19 protein-coding genes are annotated in these 17,592 nt (G+C 62.8%); 9 read left to right on the top strand and 10 right to left on the bottom strand.

Annotated features, from left to right (window positions below; translation table 11 throughout):
- Positions 1-221: 221 nt before the first annotated feature.
- The gene (locus FRADC12_RS30160) at positions 222-791 is read left to right on the top strand and encodes an IS5 family transposase (RefSeq protein WP_084011024.1); all 570 of its coding nucleotides are present in this window, start codon (positions 222-224) and stop codon (positions 789-791) included.
- A gap of 67 nt (positions 792-858) precedes the next feature.
- On the opposite strand, the gene FRADC12_RS19295 is transcribed toward FRADC12_RS30160, so the two are convergent.
- Entirely contained in the window at positions 859-1,341 is a 483-nt protein-coding gene (locus FRADC12_RS19295) for a hypothetical protein (RefSeq protein ID WP_045877683.1), read from the bottom strand.
- 352 nt (positions 1,342-1,693) lie between these two features.
- On the opposite strand from FRADC12_RS19295, the gene FRADC12_RS19290 reads away from it, so the two are divergent.
- The 8 genes from FRADC12_RS19290 to FRADC12_RS19255 all read left to right on the top strand — a co-directional run bounded on the left by FRADC12_RS19290 (position 1,694) and on the right by FRADC12_RS19255 (position 8,810).
- Positions 1,694-3,046, top strand: a complete 1,353-nt coding sequence (locus tag FRADC12_RS19290; RefSeq protein ID WP_045879876.1) for a helix-turn-helix transcriptional regulator — start codon at positions 1,694-1,696, stop codon at positions 3,044-3,046.
- 211 nt (positions 3,047-3,257) lie between these two features.
- Positions 3,258-3,605 carry a serine integrase family protein gene (locus tag FRADC12_RS19285; protein WP_045877682.1) on the top strand — a complete coding sequence of 116 codons (348 nt, stop codon included), beginning with the start codon at positions 3,258-3,260 and terminating at the stop codon, positions 3,603-3,605.
- Positions 3,602-4,000, top strand: coding sequence for an ATP-binding protein (locus FRADC12_RS19280; protein WP_052711012.1), 399 nt, complete (start codon positions 3,602-3,604; stop codon positions 3,998-4,000). Before FRADC12_RS19285 ends, FRADC12_RS19280 begins: the two co-directional genes overlap by 4 nt.
- A 231-nt stretch (positions 4,001-4,231) precedes the next feature.
- Positions 4,232-5,290 carry a tyrosine-type recombinase/integrase gene (locus FRADC12_RS19275; RefSeq protein WP_198152783.1) on the top strand — a complete coding sequence of 353 codons (1,059 nt, stop codon included), beginning with the start codon at positions 4,232-4,234 and terminating at the stop codon, positions 5,288-5,290.
- Positions 5,291-5,298: 8 nt separating this feature from the next.
- Complete coding sequence (locus FRADC12_RS19270) at positions 5,299-5,607, top strand: helix-turn-helix domain-containing protein (RefSeq protein ID WP_198152784.1); 309 nt, start codon at positions 5,299-5,301, stop codon at positions 5,605-5,607.
- Between the two features lie 38 nt (positions 5,608-5,645).
- Positions 5,646-7,712 (top strand): hypothetical protein, encoded by a 2,067-nt coding sequence (locus FRADC12_RS19265; protein WP_045875816.1) that lies wholly within the window; start codon positions 5,646-5,648, stop codon positions 7,710-7,712.
- A gap of 13 nt (positions 7,713-7,725) precedes the next feature.
- Positions 7,726-8,007, top strand: coding sequence for a hypothetical protein (locus FRADC12_RS19260; RefSeq protein ID WP_045877681.1), 282 nt, complete (start codon positions 7,726-7,728; stop codon positions 8,005-8,007).
- A complete protein-coding gene (locus FRADC12_RS19255) occupies positions 7,986-8,810 on the top strand; it encodes an alpha/beta hydrolase (protein WP_045877680.1) in 825 nt (274 codons plus the stop codon). The genes FRADC12_RS19260 and FRADC12_RS19255 overlap by 22 nt, the downstream gene beginning before the upstream one ends.
- 204 nt (positions 8,811-9,014) lie before the next feature.
- Here the strand turns inward: FRADC12_RS19255 and FRADC12_RS31520 are convergent, their stop codons facing one another.
- From FRADC12_RS31520 to FRADC12_RS30125, 9 genes are all read right to left on the bottom strand, one after another.
- The gene (locus FRADC12_RS31520; RefSeq protein ID WP_157488934.1) at positions 9,015-9,908 is read right to left on the bottom strand and encodes a glycosyltransferase family 2 protein; all 894 of its coding nucleotides are present in this window, start codon (positions 9,906-9,908) and stop codon (positions 9,015-9,017) included.
- 4 nt (positions 9,909-9,912) lie between these two features.
- Entirely contained in the window at positions 9,913-10,752 is an 840-nt protein-coding gene (locus FRADC12_RS30155) for a glycosyltransferase family 2 protein (RefSeq protein WP_084011022.1), read from the bottom strand.
- Between the two features lies 1 nt (position 10,753).
- Positions 10,754-11,449: a class I SAM-dependent methyltransferase gene (locus FRADC12_RS30150; RefSeq protein WP_157488933.1), complete on the bottom strand. Its 696-nt coding sequence runs from the start codon at positions 11,447-11,449 to the stop codon at positions 10,754-10,756.
- Entirely contained in the window at positions 11,439-12,188 is a 750-nt protein-coding gene (locus tag FRADC12_RS35025) for a PIG-L family deacetylase (RefSeq protein ID WP_084011018.1), read from the bottom strand. The genes FRADC12_RS30150 and FRADC12_RS35025 overlap by 11 nt, the downstream gene beginning before the upstream one ends.
- Positions 12,185-13,069 (bottom strand): glycosyltransferase family 2 protein, encoded by an 885-nt coding sequence (locus tag FRADC12_RS35020; RefSeq protein ID WP_502685272.1) that lies wholly within the window; start codon positions 13,067-13,069, stop codon positions 12,185-12,187. The genes FRADC12_RS35025 and FRADC12_RS35020 overlap by 4 nt, the downstream gene beginning before the upstream one ends.
- 55 nt (positions 13,070-13,124) lie before the next feature.
- The gene (locus FRADC12_RS30135) at positions 13,125-14,177 is read right to left on the bottom strand and encodes a TRM11 family SAM-dependent methyltransferase (protein WP_084011014.1); all 1,053 of its coding nucleotides are present in this window, start codon (positions 14,175-14,177) and stop codon (positions 13,125-13,127) included.
- A 155-nt stretch (positions 14,178-14,332) separates the two neighbouring features.
- Positions 14,333-15,163: a glycosyltransferase gene (locus tag FRADC12_RS31515; RefSeq protein WP_157488931.1), complete on the bottom strand. Its 831-nt coding sequence runs from the start codon at positions 15,161-15,163 to the stop codon at positions 14,333-14,335.
- 245 nt (positions 15,164-15,408) lie between these two features.
- On the bottom strand, positions 15,409-16,185 hold the full coding sequence (locus tag FRADC12_RS35015) for a glycosyltransferase (RefSeq protein WP_502685315.1): 777 nt from the start codon (positions 16,183-16,185) through the stop codon (positions 15,409-15,411).
- Positions 16,186-16,406: 221 nt separating this feature from the next.
- Positions 16,407-17,273 (bottom strand): radical SAM protein, encoded by an 867-nt coding sequence (locus tag FRADC12_RS30125; RefSeq protein WP_084011010.1) that lies wholly within the window; start codon positions 17,271-17,273, stop codon positions 16,407-16,409.
- Between the last annotated feature and the right edge of the window lie 319 nt (positions 17,274-17,592).

Raw genomic sequence — 17,592 nt, 5'->3', positions numbered from 1 at the left:
CCGACCCGGGGCCACTCTTGTAATTCCACTCGGCCGGAGCATGTTGTCATAAGGTTTGAGATTAGCAGGGGACGGAGCCACGCGGGGTTCATTTAGGACTCCGAGTCCGCCTTGTCCGCAATGTCAGAAATGGACCTTGTGTCCAGCGGCTGGCTTGAGTCGAGCACGGAGCTAGAGGGTGTCTCCTATGGCTGGTTGGATCTTGATTCATGATCTGAGGTGTGGACGACCGCCTTGCTCTGCGGCTGGTACCGGATGAACTCTGGGAGCTGGTGGAGCCTCTGGTTCCCGGCTTCGCCCCGCGTGAGCAGGGTGGAGGGACGGCTCCGGTGGCGGACCGGGCGGTGTTCACCGCGATCGTCTACGTGTTGACAGCGGGCTGTTCGTGGCGGCATCTGCCGCCGAACCTCGGGGTCTCGCCACCGACCGCGCATCGCCGGTTCCAGCAGTGGACCCGCGCGGGTCTGTGGCCCCGCCTGCACCGGGCGGTCCTGGATCGCCACGGCGCGGCCGGGGATATCGACTGGTCGTCGGCGATCGTGGATGCCGCGAGCCTGCGGGCGAAAAGAGGGGGCTCTTTGACCGGGCCGAGCCCGGTCGACCGCGGCAAGAAGGGCGCGAAGATCCATGTCCTGTCCCACGCCGACGGCCTGCCTCTCGTCGTGGCGATCTCCGGGCGAACCTGCACGACAGCCAGGCCCTGGTCGCGCTGGTCACCGGCATCCCAGCGATCCGTTCACGACGCGGTCCCCGCCGCCGGCGGCCGGTCGGACTGGCGAGTTGGCAGTTGAGGTGGACCTGGGTGCACGATCTCAGCACGAGATCCTACTGATTCCGGCGTGATCGGCGACTCCCGATTCACGTCACGGTCCGCTTGGATATTGAGGCTGATGCTGTTGCACTTCCGCGGTGCGGATCGCGGATCGGGTCGCGTTCGCAGCGATGGCACACCCGGCGCTGCTGCGCCCGGCGGTACAAGGTGACCGGCCCGGCCGCCAGCTCGACGGCCTGCACTACGCAACCCGGCGCGTGCTGGCGCAAGGCCAGGAGGAACAGCCGAACCTGCGTCCCGTTCCCCGGGAAGTTGTCGAAAAGCAGGGTGTCGGTCTCGCCGGCCCGAACCGTGGCGTCCAGGTAGCTGCGCAAGGCCGTGAGCACCGTGAAGTCGTCGATCCAACCCAGGCGTTCGGCGCTGGTAGCGGTGGCCGCCAGGATGGTTTCCGGAACGTGCTCGCGGAGGCGGAAGACAGCCCGTCCTGGCAGCTGACCCAACGCCACGGTCAGCGTGGTCTTGCCGGCCGCCGGCGGGCCGAATACCGATACGGCCTGGGTGAGGGGCATGGCCAACCCCTTTCGCGGGGATGGTGAGCGGTCTCGGTGGGACGGCCTCAGCCTCAGCGCCCGGCGCAGTCGAGACCATGCGCCCTGTGGGTAGCTGACATACGCGAGGCGCATAGACCCTGCTACGGACGGTGTTAGCGTCGTAGCGTTGACCTTGGCCGCCGACGCCCGCGCCGAACGGGAGGCAGTCCCAACCGTGACGACCCCGCCCCGACGCCGGCACTGTGCGCGCTGCGGGCACCGGCTCGCCGCTGACAATCCGCGGCCGATGTGCAGCCCGTGCCAGAGCACGGCGCTGGAGGCCCAGGCCCGGCCACCGGCCGTGCCGCCGGACTTCTGGCGGCTGGACCAGATGCGCGATGCCCTGGCCACCTGGCACATGGGCCGCGTGCTCTTCGCTTACCGCAAGCACTCGCACCACGGCCAGACGCTGTCGCAAGAAGTGGTAGCCGGTTGGCTGGGTATGACCCAGGCCCAGCTCAGCCGTATCGAGAACGGCCGGGCGCCCGAAGAGCTCAGCAAGCTGATCCGCTACAGCCAGATTCTCGGTATCCCGGCGGAGGTGCTGTGGTTCGACCTGCCCGGCGAACCGCGCACCCGCGGGCCGTCCGACAGCCAGCCGCCTGTTCTGTTGCCCGTCGTGCTCGCCGGCCGCGAGGTCATGCTGCCGCTCGACGCCGAAGCCGCCGCGGCCCGAGGGCTGGACGTCATGGCTTCTAAAAGAGCCAACGTCAGCGGCACGCCTGGTGACCGTCAGGCCGCGCGCCTGCTGCCATTCGCCGGTCTCGACGAACTGCAGCACATGGCCGCGGCGCTTGCCGACGCCCGGCGCTACCTGGACGGTTCGGTCGTCGGCTTCTTCGCCCGGCAGTTCGAGCGCTGCAAGGCCGACGACGGCCAGCTCGGGCCGCTGCGCGCGTTACCACTCGTGCTGGGCGTCCTCGGCGCCATCCAGCAGTACGCCCGGGAAGTACAGCCGAACGTCCGCCGCGACCTGCTGGCCGTCGGAGCGGACGGCGCAGAGTTCGCGGGTTGGCTGTACCGGGATCTGCACGACCCCGGCTCGGCCGCCTACTGGTACGACCGCGCGATGGAGTGGGCACAGGAAGCGCAGGACGCCTCCATGCAGGCGTATGTGCTGGTCAAGAAGTCACAGATGGCCTACGACGGTCGCGAACTGGCCCGGATGCTGAACCTGGCCGAAGCCGCCGGCCGGGCCTGTCCAACCGCACCACCCCCACTTCGGGCCGAACAGGTGCAGCAGGAAGCGCTAGCCTTGGCGACACACGGCGCGGCGCTGTCGGTCATTGAGCGGAAGCTGGATACCGCTCGGCAGGTGTTGGACACCAGCGCCGAACCCGCCAATTCCACGCTGACCGTCGTCACGCTCCAGCTGCGGGACGCCGCCGTCTACACGGAGGCTGGCGTTCCCGACCGGGCGGCCGGGATCTTCGCCGAGATCCTGAGCCGGAACTCCTTGTCTCGACGGGACACGGCGCTGTTCGGAGCGCGGCGGGCAGCAGCCCTCGCGCTGAGCGGCCACCCGGATGAGGCTGCTGCGGTAGGCCTGGACGCCTTGCAGGTCGCACGGGACACCAACTCCAGCCGAACCTCGGCCATCTTGGGAGACGTGGCACGAAGCCTGACGCCGTGGCGGTCTCGGCCGGGGCCGCGTGAGTTCCGGGACGCGGTGGGAGCGTCCTAACGCCGCATTTCCGGCTTGGTCCGGTCGCTCGGCGGCCATCTCTATGCGGCGCGGCGAGATCTCATCTGCAGCTTCGGCTGTATGCGGCTCATACCCCACGTGCATGGCACTGGGCCTTGCATCCATCCACGGTTGCTCCAGGCCCCCGTGCCGGGCCACGGTCCTGGTCCCGGCACGGGGTGCCCTCCATGCCGAGCACCGGGAGGGACGGATGCCCACCACCGTCTATGGCTACATCAGGCGGGAAGACGACAACGAGGCCGAGGTCGACCGGCTACACGACCAACTCACGGCGCACGCCGCGACCGCGGGCTGGCACTTGGCCGAGGTCTTCGTCGACCGGTGCATGCCGCCGGCCCGCATCGTGCGGCCCGGCCTGGCCCTACTCGTGGACACCATTCGCGCTGCCGAAGACTGCGCGGTCCTGGTGGTCGACGACTCCCACTTCTCGACGCTGCTGCCGGTTCGCCGGGCCATCGAGGAGGAGATCGCTGGAACAGGCTGCCCGGTGCTGGCGGTCGCTGCGCCGGACAGCAATACAAGCCCAGTCGCGCCATGAGCACGACCACCCTGGTAGCCCGCCAGATGGAGGTCTGGCAGTTCGCCACGACCGAGCACGCCGCCCGACAGGCCCGACATGCGGCGACCGAAAGCCTCCGGTCCTGGGGCTTGGACCACACCATTGAGGTCATGGAGCTGCTGGTTTCCGAGCTGGTCACCAATGCGTGGAAGGCCACAGCGGATCGAGACGACACCGTGGCCATGCGTCTGACCGCTACCCCGACCGATCTCTTCCTCGAAGTTTGGGACGCCAACGATGCCACGCCCCAGCGCACGGCCGCGGACGTCGAGGCAGAGGGCGGACGCGGGCTGGTCCTGGTGGAAGCCCTCACGAGCCAGTGGGCCTTCTACCGCCCGCGCTCCGGCGGCAAGGTGGTGTGGTGCTGTTTATGAGCGTTATTGCATCGGATACAACACTCGCCATTGCCCGATAATGCTGATTATGGGTCGGGTCTGCCTGGGCGCTGTGTTGCGACACGCGAGAGTTCTGGGTGGTTGAGCCGGGATTTCGTGAACGCTAGCGTCTCCGCATCAATGTTGCGTCTGATGCAACGGGAGGTTCGGGTGAGTGCGACCGGGTTGCCTGGTTCGGCTCGTTTGGAGATTGTGGAGAACGTTGTCCCTTTGGATCAGGCGGGGACGACGTTTGAGGCGATGCTGTCAGGCTGGGCACGTCAGCAGCGCGCGCGGTTCCTGCGGGAGGCGGAGACGATAGCGCCGCGGCTGGCGCTGGTGAGGCGGCTGGTGGCGTTCAGCGGGCTGTTCCCGTGGGAGTGGACGCCGGCGGAGGGCGAGGCGTTCATCAGCGATCGGCGGTCCGGTTCTCGCCCGGTATCCGTGTCGACGGCGCGCGGGTACGAAGTTGCGCTGCGGATGTTCTGCGAGTACGTCACGGACCCTCGCTACGAGTGGCCGCGGGTCTGTGAGGAGCGGTTCGGCCGGTGCCCTGCGCAGATCTTCCATGAGTGGAACAGCGTGGCGCATGTCGTCGAGTACGAGGGGTCGGCGGGCAGGCGGCCGTTGACATACGACGAGGTGCAGGCGTTGTTCGACGCCGCGGACGGGCTCGTCGAGGAGATCCGGGGCCGGGGCCGCAAGGGCGCGTTGCCGGCGATGCGTGACGCCGCCCTACTCAAGACGATCTACGCGTTCGGCCTCCGGCGCCGGGAGGCGCGTGGTCTGGATCTGACGGACCTGCGGCGGTCTCCGAAAACGGCGCAATACGGGCAGTATGGCGCGCTGTTCGTCCGATACGGGAAGGCGTCCCGTGGCAGCCCGCCGAAACGGCGAACGGTGTTGACGGTTCCCGAGATGGACTGGGTCGTCGAGGTGCTCGCGCACTGGGTCGGCGAGCTGCGGCCGTTGTTCGGGCCGGGGCCTCTGACGGCGCTGTGGGTGACCGAACGTGCGAGCAGGATCTCCACGCGAGGCGTCAACGAGGCGTTCGAGACCGCGCGGCGGGCAGCGGGGCTGCCCGCGGAGCTTGACCTGCACTGCCTGCGGCATTCCTACGTCACGCACCTTGTTGAGTTCGACTATCCCGAGCGGTTCGTCGCCGAGCAGGTCGGGCACCGGTGCACCTCGACGACCGCGATTTACACGGGTGTCTCGGACGAGTACCGCAATCGGTTGGTGCGTCGGTCGCTGGAGCGGCACGAAGAGTTGTGGGAGCGTGCCCAGTGATACGGAAGATGGGCTATCGCTGGAACCTGCGGAAAGTCATGGCCGACCGTGGCCTGTTCCAGACAAGTGACCTGGTGCCGCTGCTGGCCGAACGGGGTGTTCACCTGTCTCGGGAGCAGGTCTTCCGGCTGGTGACCCAGCCGCCGCAGCGGCTGTCGATGGATACTCTCGCCGCGTTGTGCGACATCCTCGCCGCGACTCCCAACGACCTTGTCGACATCGAGGTCGTCAACGTTCAGGTCGCCAAGGCGGCCGGGCAGGCGCGGCCGGTGCCGACCGGCCGGCGCACCGTCGTCCGCCGACCGGGCCTGCCGTGACTGGCCGACCGGGCCGACCGGCTCGGGACGAGGGCGCGGTGACCCGCGTCGCGACCGCGATCGTGGGCACGACGACCGGGCTGGGCCTGACCGCGGCCTGCGCTCTGGTGGACAGGGCGGCGCCACGGCCCGCGGCGCTGCGTGCCCTCGACGAACATCTGGCCGCTCACCCGGACGCGCTACGGTCTGGTGCCTCCGACGTCCCCAGCAGCCTGATCGCGTTGACCCGCCTGCTGGTCGAGGCCGGTCAGGGTGGCGTCCGTGCGCCGCACTGCCTGCGGTGCCTGCGGACGGCGGACCTACGTCACCGCGCTGCGGGCGGGCGGCTCTGCGACACCTGCTACCGCACGTCGACCCGCAGACCGTGCCACCGCTGCGGCCAGACCCGCAGGGTGGACACCGCGTCGGCGCAGGGCCCGCTGTGCTCGGCCTGCGCCCGGCCCGTCAGGCCCTGCGCCCGCTGCGGCGAGCTCTGCCGTCCGACGGCCCGCGACCACGACGGCGGGCCGCTCTGCCGGAACTGCTACCAGCCACCCCAACACACCTGCGCCTCGTGCGGCCAGGTCCGCGCCGGCTACGCCCGGACGCCCGCGGGGCCGGTCTGCCGCGCCTGCTACACCCAGCCAACCCGGCCCTGCGGCGTCTGCGGCCAGCAACGCCCGCTGTCCCGCCGGGGCCGCGACGGCCAGCCAGACACATGCGATCGCTGCCGTCGGCGCCCGCTGGTGACCTGCACCCGATGCGGGCAGCCACGCCGCTGCGATCCCTGGATGCTGGCACCGGTCTGCCTGACCTGCAGCGGCGAACCAGAACCACAAACCCGACGCCGTCGCTACAGCAACGAGCGTGAGTATCGCGTCGCACGCGCCCGCCGGCTCGTGCCCGAGCGTCTGCACGCCCTGCTCGCCGACTCCGTGGGCACCATGCCCGAGCAGCTGACGCCCCTGGCCACCGCACTCGCCGCCGCGCCCAACCCGACGTCAGCCCTGGACTGGCTGACCCGGTGCTCCGGCGGCCGACTGCTCGCAGACCTCGCCCGCCGCGCACACCACGAACCGGTCAGCCACGCCCTCCTCGACAGCTACCCCCAGACCTACGACCTGCACCACCTGCGCGGCATGCTCGTCCGCGCCGGTGTCCTGCCCGAACGTCTCGAGTACCTTGAACGCCTCGAACCGTGGCTCGACCAGACCCTCAGCGGCTGCCCTAAAGCGCACGCCCGGGTCGTGCGCCCGTTCGCGCAGTGGCACCTCCTACGCCGCGCCCGTGCCCGAGCCGCCCGCCAGGGCTTCACCTCACACGCCGCGCGCTGGGCGCGGACCCACGTCCTCATCGCCCTGGAGTTCCTCGCCTGGCTCGATGAACGCGGCACCAGCCTCGCCGACGCCCGCCAGGCCGACATCGACGACTGGCTGCACGACGCCGCTCAAACTCGCTACCTGGTGCGCGCCTTCCTCGCCTGGACCAGGGCCCGCCGACTGACCAGCGACCTCCAGGTGCCGACGCTGCCCCACTCCGAGCCGGACACCTTCCTCGACGAGGCCAGCCGCTGGCAGCTACTCGAGCGCTGCCTCAACGACGGGCAGATGCCCCTCGATGTCCGCACCGCCGGCGGACTGCTCCTGCTCTACGGCCAGATGATCTCCCGCCTGACCCGTCTGACCAGCGGCGACATCCACCACAACCAGGCCGAGACCTACCTGCGGCTCGACAACGTTCCGGTGCTGATCCCTGGCAAGCTCGCCACCGTCGTGCGCGCACAGCAGGACGCAGCCACACGACGACGAAACTCCGCAGACCCCGACCGGCCGCTCTTCCCCGGCCGCGCCCCAGGAGCACGAGCCTCCAACGAGGTCCTGACCCGCCGGCTCCGCCAGCACGGCATCGAACCTCGCCACTCACGCAACCGCGCCCTCGCGGACTGGGCCAGCGAACTCCCCGCCCCGGTCCTCGCAGACCTCCTCGGCATCCACATCACCACAGCCGCCCGATGGGCACAGCGCACCCGCCACGACTGGACGAGCTTCATCGCCGCCCGAGCCGACCAGGGGATGTCCACCAACCAACGAAGATCGATATCTAGGAATACCGCATGGTCCGATTAAGTGATCTCCACCAGTGCTGCCGCTGCCCGCGCTGACGATCTTTGGCAAAGAAACCGAACCCCTGCCGCAGCGCGCAGCGCCGCTCGGGCCGTCTCATCCCACTGAGGTCTTCGGGGACGTGGCGGTCCTCCAGCGCGTGGCAGATGGCCTGCGCGCCCTTGACTGGGATCTTCCCGCCAGCGACCAGGACCGCCCGCACCGAACCGAGGCGCTGGTCGTCAACCAGCGTCTGCCCGAGGATGACAGCGACGACATGAAGCCTGAGGGAGTGCCATGCCCGCGCACGAGACGGTGACCTCGTTCCGCACGCTGGACGGCTTGCGCCTAGCGGCCACGCTGACCAGGCCGGACACGCCAGCCGGCCGGGCGGTGGTCCTGGTTCACGGCGGCGGCGTCACCCGCGAGGAGGGCGGATTCTTCACCCGGCTAGCCGCCGGGCTTGCCGAGGCCGGCGTGGCCTCGCTGCGCTTTGACCTCCGCGGCCACGGGGAGAGCGAGGGCCGGCAGGAGGAGCTGACGCTGTCGTCCATCCTCAACGACATCCGGGTCGCTCTGACCGCGGTGCGCGAGGCCACCGGCATGGACCACATAAGCCTGCTCGGCGCGAGCTTCGGCGGCGGCATCTGCGGCTACTACGCGGCCAAGCGGCCAGCGGACGTCGCACGGCTCGTGCTGCTCAACCCGCAGTTCAACTACAAGTGGCGCACGATTGACAGCCGTCCGTACTGGCACGACGACCACATAGACGACGAGGCCGCCCGGACGCTGAACGAGCAGGGGGCGATCACCTTCACGCCGACGCTCAAGCACGGGCGCCCGATGCTGAACGAGGTCTTCTGGCTGCGGCCGGACGAGGCCATCGGGGAGATCGCCGCCCCAACGCTGGTGGTACATGGCACCAAGGACACGCTGGTGCCCATTGAGTCGTCGCGCGCCGCGATGGCCAAGTTCACGGCCGAGGCCCAGCTCGTCGAGGTGGAGGGCTCGCAGCACGGCTTTGCCGTGCACGACGACCCGCAGTATCTCCAGCCGCAGAGCAAGGAGTGGCAGGCGTTCGTGATACGGACCGTCGTTGACTGGGTCACAGCCGGGGCGTAGAACGTGCCTCGCCTGCGCTCACATGCAACAACAGACTACGCTCGGGTCCGCGCCGACCTCCGGCGGCCACCAGAGTCCTACGACATGCCACCGTCGAAGTGCCGGATTCCACGGTGCCACGGTGCCCGAGCGTCACGCCACGCGGAGCGCGACCAGGCCCTCCAGCCTTTCGTCTGCGCCCCAATCTCACGCCCCACCGATCGGTCACTGCTGGCACTCATAGCGAATCGACTTACCTGTTCGCCAAATCTTAATCAGGCCCTCTACAACCCCACGCACGCGCGCACTCACCCACGGCCAGCGCATATTCAAGATATCATTTCCAAGCGAATGGGACTGATCCACAAGCCAACGCCCGACCGCGCGGTCAGTCCACCCACACATTCGCGCAAGAAACACCAAGCCGTTCCGGGACCAAAGTCGGACCCGCGCCGGACTCCATTCCCCGCCCAGAGACTGGTTCGCCTCGTGGTAGATTTCTACTGACGGCCATATTTGAACACTACCGCCCGACCCGCGCACTTTGCAACACCAGTCAATATCCTCAAAGTAGAAGTTCAGCCAGTCATCGAACCGTATACCTAACTGCCAAGTATTTCGGCTGAAAATCAGGCACGCTCCTGGCGCCCAATCCACCTCCCGGGCCTGATCCGTCTCGATCGCCGAGGTAAGTTGTGAAACGATTCCGGCCGGGCTAATTATGCCCCCCGCGCTCCAAATTCCGTGCGTGCCGAAGTCACGAATGACCGGCGCCACCACACCTACCTCAGGTACCACACCAGCACCTACATTCGCTATAAACTCCCGCGGCGCTACCGTATCGTTGTCGAGGACAACATAAACCTGCGCGTCGGTGTTCGATTCTAAGAAATCGAGACCGAGATTCCTCCCTCCAGCGCAACCGAGGTTCGCGCCGACCGGCAGAAACATCGTCTGAAAAGCGAAGCGCCGGTCCTCACTCGGGACGACCACTTTCTCAGAACCATTTTCAACAACAACGACAATATTCGGCAGAACGCTCCCTCGGTCGAGCGACTCGAGGCATCGAAGCGTCATGTCACGCTGATTAAGGTCAAGAATAACCACCCCAATCTTCATGCCATCAGCCTTCCAAGGCCGGCAGTTCCGGCGACGGCACTGGGATACCATACCCCCACTCTGGCAACCTTGCCAGATTATGCTTCTCACACAGGTATTGAATGTTCTGCCGCTCTCCTAATTTGCGCACTTCGGGCCGCATTATGGCGCGATAGCGCTCCTCATCGTAGGAATCATGAGCAGGATGGTAAACACCACACTTCACGTCGTATATGCATTCCGCCCCCGCCCTCAGGGCACGATATGCAAACTCCGTTTCGTGGTAACCCCAACCAGTCATTCTTTCATCGAATACCTCGTGCGACCCCGACTCATTCAACGCCAGCGCCAGAGCCTTTGAATAGCTCATCGACTTCGCGAAAATCGCTTGAAAACTGCAGATATAGGCGTCACTTTCACCTCCCGACCTCATAAGCTCCCAACGCGAGCAGAACGCCGGATCGAACGTCACACATGCGCTCTCACACATCGGGCCGGTCACAAGTCTCAGTTCGGACCCGCCATGCCACTTCACGTGTTGCGAAATATAGTCCATCGGCAATCGGGCATCTTCTACGTGAACAATCACCGAAGCCGCTTCGTCGCTCAGCGAAAGGAGCCTGTTAAAGAGCGCGGAATGCGAATACGATGAATTGTTGGCTTCCCTCCGGACCGTCAGCGCAACATCATCACGAAATCCTGCGACGGCGAGTAAGGCACTGATGTCGCGGCTTCCATCATCGAGGACAACGAGCTCCCACAAGTCACACGGATAATCTTGTGCAGCCAGGTCTTGGAGCGTCAGCAGGAGAACACCCGGCTGTCGAAAGGTCGGCATAACCACTGAAACCTTAAACCCGGCCACCTTAGGAGTCACCCGCCACAGACAGCAGGGAATTCATCAGATCGGCAAGGCTCGAATCGCCACCACTTTTACGAATCAATCCCCACGTCCATTCCACCTCTCTCTCGCCCCATGTTAGAAAGGACTCAACGTCAGGTAGCCTACAGACCATGCTATACAACTCTTGTATGTGCGCTGTCGACGGACGGCTGAACGTACCCAAATCGGTCGCGTGCTGCGCTGGTACCCAATCGAGATCGTCAAGGACAAGAATACCTCCAGGCTTCAAATATGCCCATGCAGCGAACACAAGAAAACCGTCCACTTCGAGTGTGTGGCTAGCATCTATGTAAACCAAGTCCAGAAATGGAACCCGATTGCGCACGAGATCAACTAGATACCAACGAGCGTCTTCTCCCTTGGCCAATGTGCATGACGTCTCCAGATCGAGCGCTGCGAGTAGATCCTGCGCCGTACGCCCGAGGTGCTGCGGTTCCACTCTGTCGACGGCGTGCAGCTGTCCACGGACGGCCTGCGCCGCACTCGCGAGGTAGGCCGTTGCCTTGCCATATGCATAGGCAACCTCGACCACTGTGGGCGATTCAAAGGTCATAACGAGGTCGAAGAGGAGGTGGCAGACGCGGTCGTGGCTGTACGGAACGCCACGCGTAACCTCGTCGAGCCTTCTCAATATCGTAGCTCGATCATCAGAATTCACGGTCGCAACGCCCTTCCAGGTAGTAACATTCCACTCCGAGTAAAGCCTGGCTGATAAAATCGGTCCCGAAGGCTGCCCTCAAAGCCCCGATCTGCGAGGTGTAACAGGTCAAAAGCTCGAGCTTTCTGGCCCACTCTTCCTCGGACAGCACCCATGTCGATCCGCCAACAGGCCTTGGGCCACGGGCACATACACCATCTTCGCATCGCACGTAAGGTCGGTCACAGGTCGTGATGAGTGGAATCTCTAATGCTTGAGCGACGTGCCTCGCCAAAATATGCGCTGCCTGGTGGTCGGGATGGTAAGAATGCCTCTGATGGCTTATTACGCTGTCCGCTCGCCAAACCTCAGCCGCCGCCCTAGCGGACGCAAACAACTCACCCTTTTTACCATCCCAAGGCGCGCCGGCACCATATTGCCTATCGATCCCCCCAAGGCAAACGGTCGTCATACCTAGCGTCTCGCACGCCATATTGTGCTCCTGAAGCCGTACCGACATCGCCGCAGCCGGCAAGCCTAACCCACACTCCGTATCCCAAGAGCCGGGGCTGCTCGCATCGACAGGAACTGCGCTACAAAGAAGCAAGTCTAAGCCCCCGCCGGCGACCCCAAAGGCGGCTACAGAGCCACACATCGCCAGATCGTCGGCATGCGCGAACAAGAAGATTGGCCTCTTCCCGGCGGCCCAAAGAGCTGCGCCTGCCTTGCCGAAATATGTGTCCACGCGAGACCATCTCATCTTCCAGTTAGAGTCTGGTGTTTGCAGCGCGGACAACTTTCTGCTTGACACTGGCAGACTTTCCGGCCTGCCCCCGACTTATCAGTCCGCACTACGGCATGATTCAATGAGAAGAGTCGTTCACCGAGCCATTGGGCGGTAGCCGAAAGCCGCCAAGACGCACAGAATCCGAGAGCCTTTTTATGCCCAATTAGTTCTCGACGCGCAGGAAGGTGACCATTGCATAACTGATGCCTGCGCAGCAACTCACCCGACCACCATCCCCATCTAATTCGCTGCCGTATTTCATCTAAATGTCCGCGGGCTTCTACTTCCACGATCGCGCCCGGCTCAACCAGGACCTTCAAACCCAACGCATGAGCTCGCCAAGCTAGATCTGTGTCCTCACAGCACCGCAATGTCTCGTCAAAACCCTCTAGCACCTGCCACGCTCGGATGCTCACCGCTAGGCTTCCGCCGAATACCGCCTGCGCATGCCAGTAGTCTCTTCCTGGGAGTACCACGGACGCCGAGCCATCGTGACGTCGGAAGGACAGCGCTCCTCCTACCAGGTCTGCTCTTCCGGCGACAAGCTCTTTCACAATCTCGTCAAGCCATCCTGGAGCGACTTGATCGTCGCTGTCAACAAAGGCGACGATGTCACAATCATTTAGACGAGATACACCCAGGTTACGCGCCGCCGCCGCTCCAATTGGTTTCCGACCCGCATCGATTTGCTCGACTTGGCAGACTTGACTATCTCTCGGTGTACACCGATGCGTAGCTTTCCCGTTTCGGACTATAACTAACTGTTCGCGATAGCCCAGTTGTGGGATCAGTGCATTCAACTGTCTGCACGCGCAATTTACGACCGGTATTACAACTCCGATACGACCCTTCATCATTTTCCGATCGACCAGGCTTTTAGCCTACCCGGTGGTCCATTATAGTCTTCGATTACCGTGCTTGAATGGTGACAATCGTTGGCGTTTGGCCGAGGAGTCCAATCTTCTTCTCGACAACCTGTATCTCACTCGTTACTCGCCTTAGCGCCGCCTTCAGCCTTTCTGGGTCAGTCGTGAGAATAGCCGCGACCCCTCGTCGCTTTAGCGTGAGTTCTGCGCAGCCAGCCGCGAGCGATTCGTAGAGCGCGCGAGCACTCTTAATATCGACTTGCTTTCCCCAGGGTATATTCGTAATGATGACATTGCACTTCTCATGCCGCTTCCACACAGCGTTGTTTGTCGAATCGCCGACGGATACGCTACTCCAAAGTTCGCGACGGACTGCTCCGAGATTCTCTCGCGCTACAGCGATTGCCTCAGCGGAAATGTCGGTACCGGCCACCTCGTTGTTCTTCAACGCGGCTTCAGCCAGGATGGTACCGCTTCCGCAGAAAGGATCCCACACCCGATAACCTCCTGCGTGGCTCCCAGTCAATCTAACCATGGCGGCCGCTACCGTCGGACGGAGCGCTCCCGGCGTTGCATGAAGTCGATATGATCGATTTGAAAGCGGCTCCTCGAACATTCTCCTCGACAACATTACCCAGCTCTGGTCCGCAAATAGCCGTAGATCTAGACTCGCACGCTCCCGTACCAGCGGCTGCCATTTCATAAGCGAGGTAATGTGTTCTTCCAGAATCTGCTGGAGTTGACTTGCATTTCCCGCAGGTGATCTTGCGGCGGTAACCGTCACGGAGAATTGGTCATCAAAGCCGCGCGTTCGCAGCGCTGCAGCCTCTAGATTCTCCTTCGTCAGTGACGCAGCAATATATTCGCTGAGCTGCCGTTGATCATTCACCTGTCCCGGTTCCGCGAGAACCTCGCCAGCATCATCGACAGTGCGCAACTTGCGAATGGCCTTCGACGTCACCTGCGCAGTCGTCAGCACAAGCTTTGGCCGGACTACAGCCTCGAAGCGCGTTGCATTGAGGGTGGCTTCGATTTCATCCAAACAGACATCTTCCAACCCCTTAGTCACAAAAAAGGCATAACCATTCAAGCTCATCTGTTTATTATAACACGAATTGGGGCTCCATTTCCCGGAGTTGAGACCACCGATAAGTCGGTCCGTGGCTGCCGGTGCAGGTAGCCAGCCAGGGTGCAAATTTGCTCTCCTTGAAACCGGCCTGGTCTATTAGGGCGAGCCGGGGTCGTATGAAACTAAGCTCCCAAAACGGCCCTGAGGACTCGATCGTAACCTTCCACCATGCTCTCGTAGGAAAGGAGTTCGGTTACAGATCGTCTTGATGACCCGTTCGAGCCTCTTGACAACTCACCCGACAGCGATTTGAAGTGAGAGTACCATTCAAAAGGATCTCGAATTTCACGCAGGAGCGGGCTGTCGCCAACGACTTCACGTATAGCGGGCTGCGTCCTGGTGAACGCCGGGCGTCCAGCAAGCAGGCTCTCGACCACAGATAGTCCAAATGACTCCTCGAATGTCCCCAACTGCAGCACCCCACAGCTTCTCGTCAAGGCGTTCCAGCGGTCGTCACCATCAAGCCAGTCGGTAAAGTCAACCCGACTGGCGACGCCCAGGTACGCAGCGCGATCCTCGAGTTCCTTTCGATAAGCCGAGTATCGAGGCTCCTTCAACCAAGAAATCTCGAGTTTCATATTGTTGGCAATGGATCCGGCGCGGGCGAGACCCTCGATCGCAGCCAGATGTCCTTTTCTCGAATCGGGGCGATGAGGAAGTCGAATAATTTGCTCATCTGACTCCCACGTCGGTGGTGGCAAATTTGAGATCCGGGCAGTCAAGGTAGGCGGAAGGCCGTAGTGAACAACCGACACCCGGATACCTTGTGCTACCTGCTGAATCCGACGAGCGAAGAAACGCGTTGGTGCGATTACCTGCGACCATCCTCCTGCTAATATCGCGGTCGCCTCGTCGTAGTAGGAAAGCGTATTTGACATGAGGACTTTCGGCGCCCCAACTACGGACGGAATAAATCGATCGATGCTTAGTACGACATCAGCGCTGTCGGCCATGCTATGGATTATTCGGGAGGAGGCCTCCAAATTGGTGAAAGAGACGTGATCTTCATGCCGTCGACCCCGTGCCGATGGAAGAACTTCGTGCCGCTCACAACCATCGCAGTCCTCGGTATGACAGACCCTTACCTGCCATCCCTTTGTCGACTGAAGGCCCTCCAAGAGAGGGCCGACAATTTGTTGGACGCCGCCATGGCGTTTCGAGGTTGACGGACAAAAGTATGAATATACAAAAAGGGTGCTCACCGGAGGCAACACCGATCACATAGTGCACCCGTGCGGCGGCGCGTAATCAAAGATACCAGGTACACCCGGATGGTTTCCTCCACTGCGAGAAAGGCAAGGGAGCGAAGATGCAGCGAGATCCGATCGGTTCCTCGGGTGGCCCTAGCGGTACCGACCAGAAGGTGAAAACAGTAGTTAAAAACTGTGCGGAGCGAGGATATCCCCTTTGCGGTTCCGGACAAGCACGCAATTGCACGACCATACTGTCGAAACTTTCGGCCTACTTCGGCATATTGGTTTGCGACTGGATGTGAGACTGTAACCGTACCATCGTATTCCACTGCAGTATGCCGCGACGCATGCCACAGAAACTCTAGGTCCTCGGCGCCCCCGTATTTGCAACCGGCGCCTAGGCGATCCTTGAAGCCACCAATTTCATAGAGGAGATCTCTATGGACCAACATAGCGGCGCCCGCTCCGTACCGCCAAACTTCCGATAGGATGAGCGGCGAACTTTGAGTATTTCGCACATCACCACCCCGGTCCAATGAGATTAGCCGCTGAATGGAGCCTCCATCACAAACTTTGTAATCCCGCAGTCTAAACGTGCTGACAGAAGCACCATCCGATAAGGCCTTGTCGCGCATTCGCGCAACGAAGTTTTTCTCAATGCAGACGTCGTCGTCAAGGAACATTATCCAGCAGTTCGATGCAGCCCGCCATCCGACGTTCCTCGCTCTAGCGGCGCCCGACTCGCTACTGAGGAGACGGAGAAATTGATGATTCCCAGCCATGTCATAGGGGGCGCTAGATGCGGTGTCGGTCACCGGACGCGCTTCGTTTTCTCGCAGGCCGGTCCATCGCTCCTTTCCGCCGCCTGATCGATTCTGGACGACAATTAGCTCGTCGCCTTTATACAGTTGCGGCGTGATCTGCTCGACCAGGGGCGTCGGAAAGGCTCTACCGTTCGGGATGACGATTGATATCGACGGCGGAGCTGAGCGGACGGCTTTGCTCATCTCTTCGAATGAACCTCAATCCGTCCAGATGGATAGATCGTCCGGTCGTATTCATAGCATTCGTTCCATGCATCGGCGTTGGACTCCAGAGCGATGAGAAAATCGACGTCTACCGCGGCGCCAGCTAGCTTCTTTTGCATCTTTTTCCATCCGCGCTGGTGCGGGAGCAGCTTGCCGACAGATCCGAGGCAGTCGACGCACGTCTCCAACGGCGTACTACGGTCGAGCAGCCGGTGTAGAGCACCCGAAATGTCACCTGGCTCGAGGAGATTGATTCCGTCTTCGCTGTCGCCCCACGTCGCCGCTGGGGGGCAAGGAAAAAACCATCCATTTCGGACTGTATGGCACTGCCAGTTATGAAACAGCTGGCACGCATTGAACACGCGGTTCATCGTCTGGCGGCTATGGGCGGTTGGGCTTCGGTGCCATCGAAAATATTCAAAGGACTGAATTGTGATCGAAGCGCGGATACTGGCCGCGATTTGTTGCAGTTCATCATCTGAGGGAATGTCGATGCCCGCGTAGGCTGAAATGTGGATTTCGTCGATACCCCGGAGCATTCTGTGTCGGCGGTTGAGAAGGGCTCCGTTAGTGACGATGCGGATACGGGCATCGGTAGCTGCGCGGACCTCCTTGATGATCTCGTCGAGGTTCGGATGGAGGAGGGGTTCGCCCCCTAGTAGCTTGATGATCGGGGCTCTGTAGTACTGCCATAGTTTGGACAAAGACGGTCCCAGCGCCTCGGGATTTTCCAACCGACGAGGCATGAACGGAGATTCATGCGAGCATGCGACGCAATCTAGGTTGCACTGGTCTACGACGTGAACCTCAAGGCTCTTAGAATGATGCAGGGCGGTTGGCATCGCCTCTCCCGTTTTGAGCGGTCAGTTCTTTGATAGTAGCTTGGCGGCGGCGGGGAGGTGCCTTTTTCAGGATACGCTAGCATATATTTCACGATCGTGGCCCGTTGCAGGGCGGTGATCAGGCTGTCCAGGAGGGCATCTTGTGGTTGCTGCCCAAAGACGTGCGTGCCGACCCCGTTGTTCGAAGTATCCCGGGTAGATGTGATGGCGACATCTGCGGGATCGGCAGGCGACCGCGGTCTGACCAGCGGCTGCACGAGATGCAGCTGGCCAGGCGCAACGCCGCCGGCTAGGAGACTGCTGAATAACTCGGGACGCG

It is taken from the genome of Pseudofrankia sp. DC12, from assembly GCF_000966285.1.
Classification (GTDB): Bacteria; Actinomycetota; Actinomycetes; order Frankiales; family Frankiaceae; genus Pseudofrankia.
This window is presented reverse-complemented; position numbering and strand designations above follow the sequence as displayed.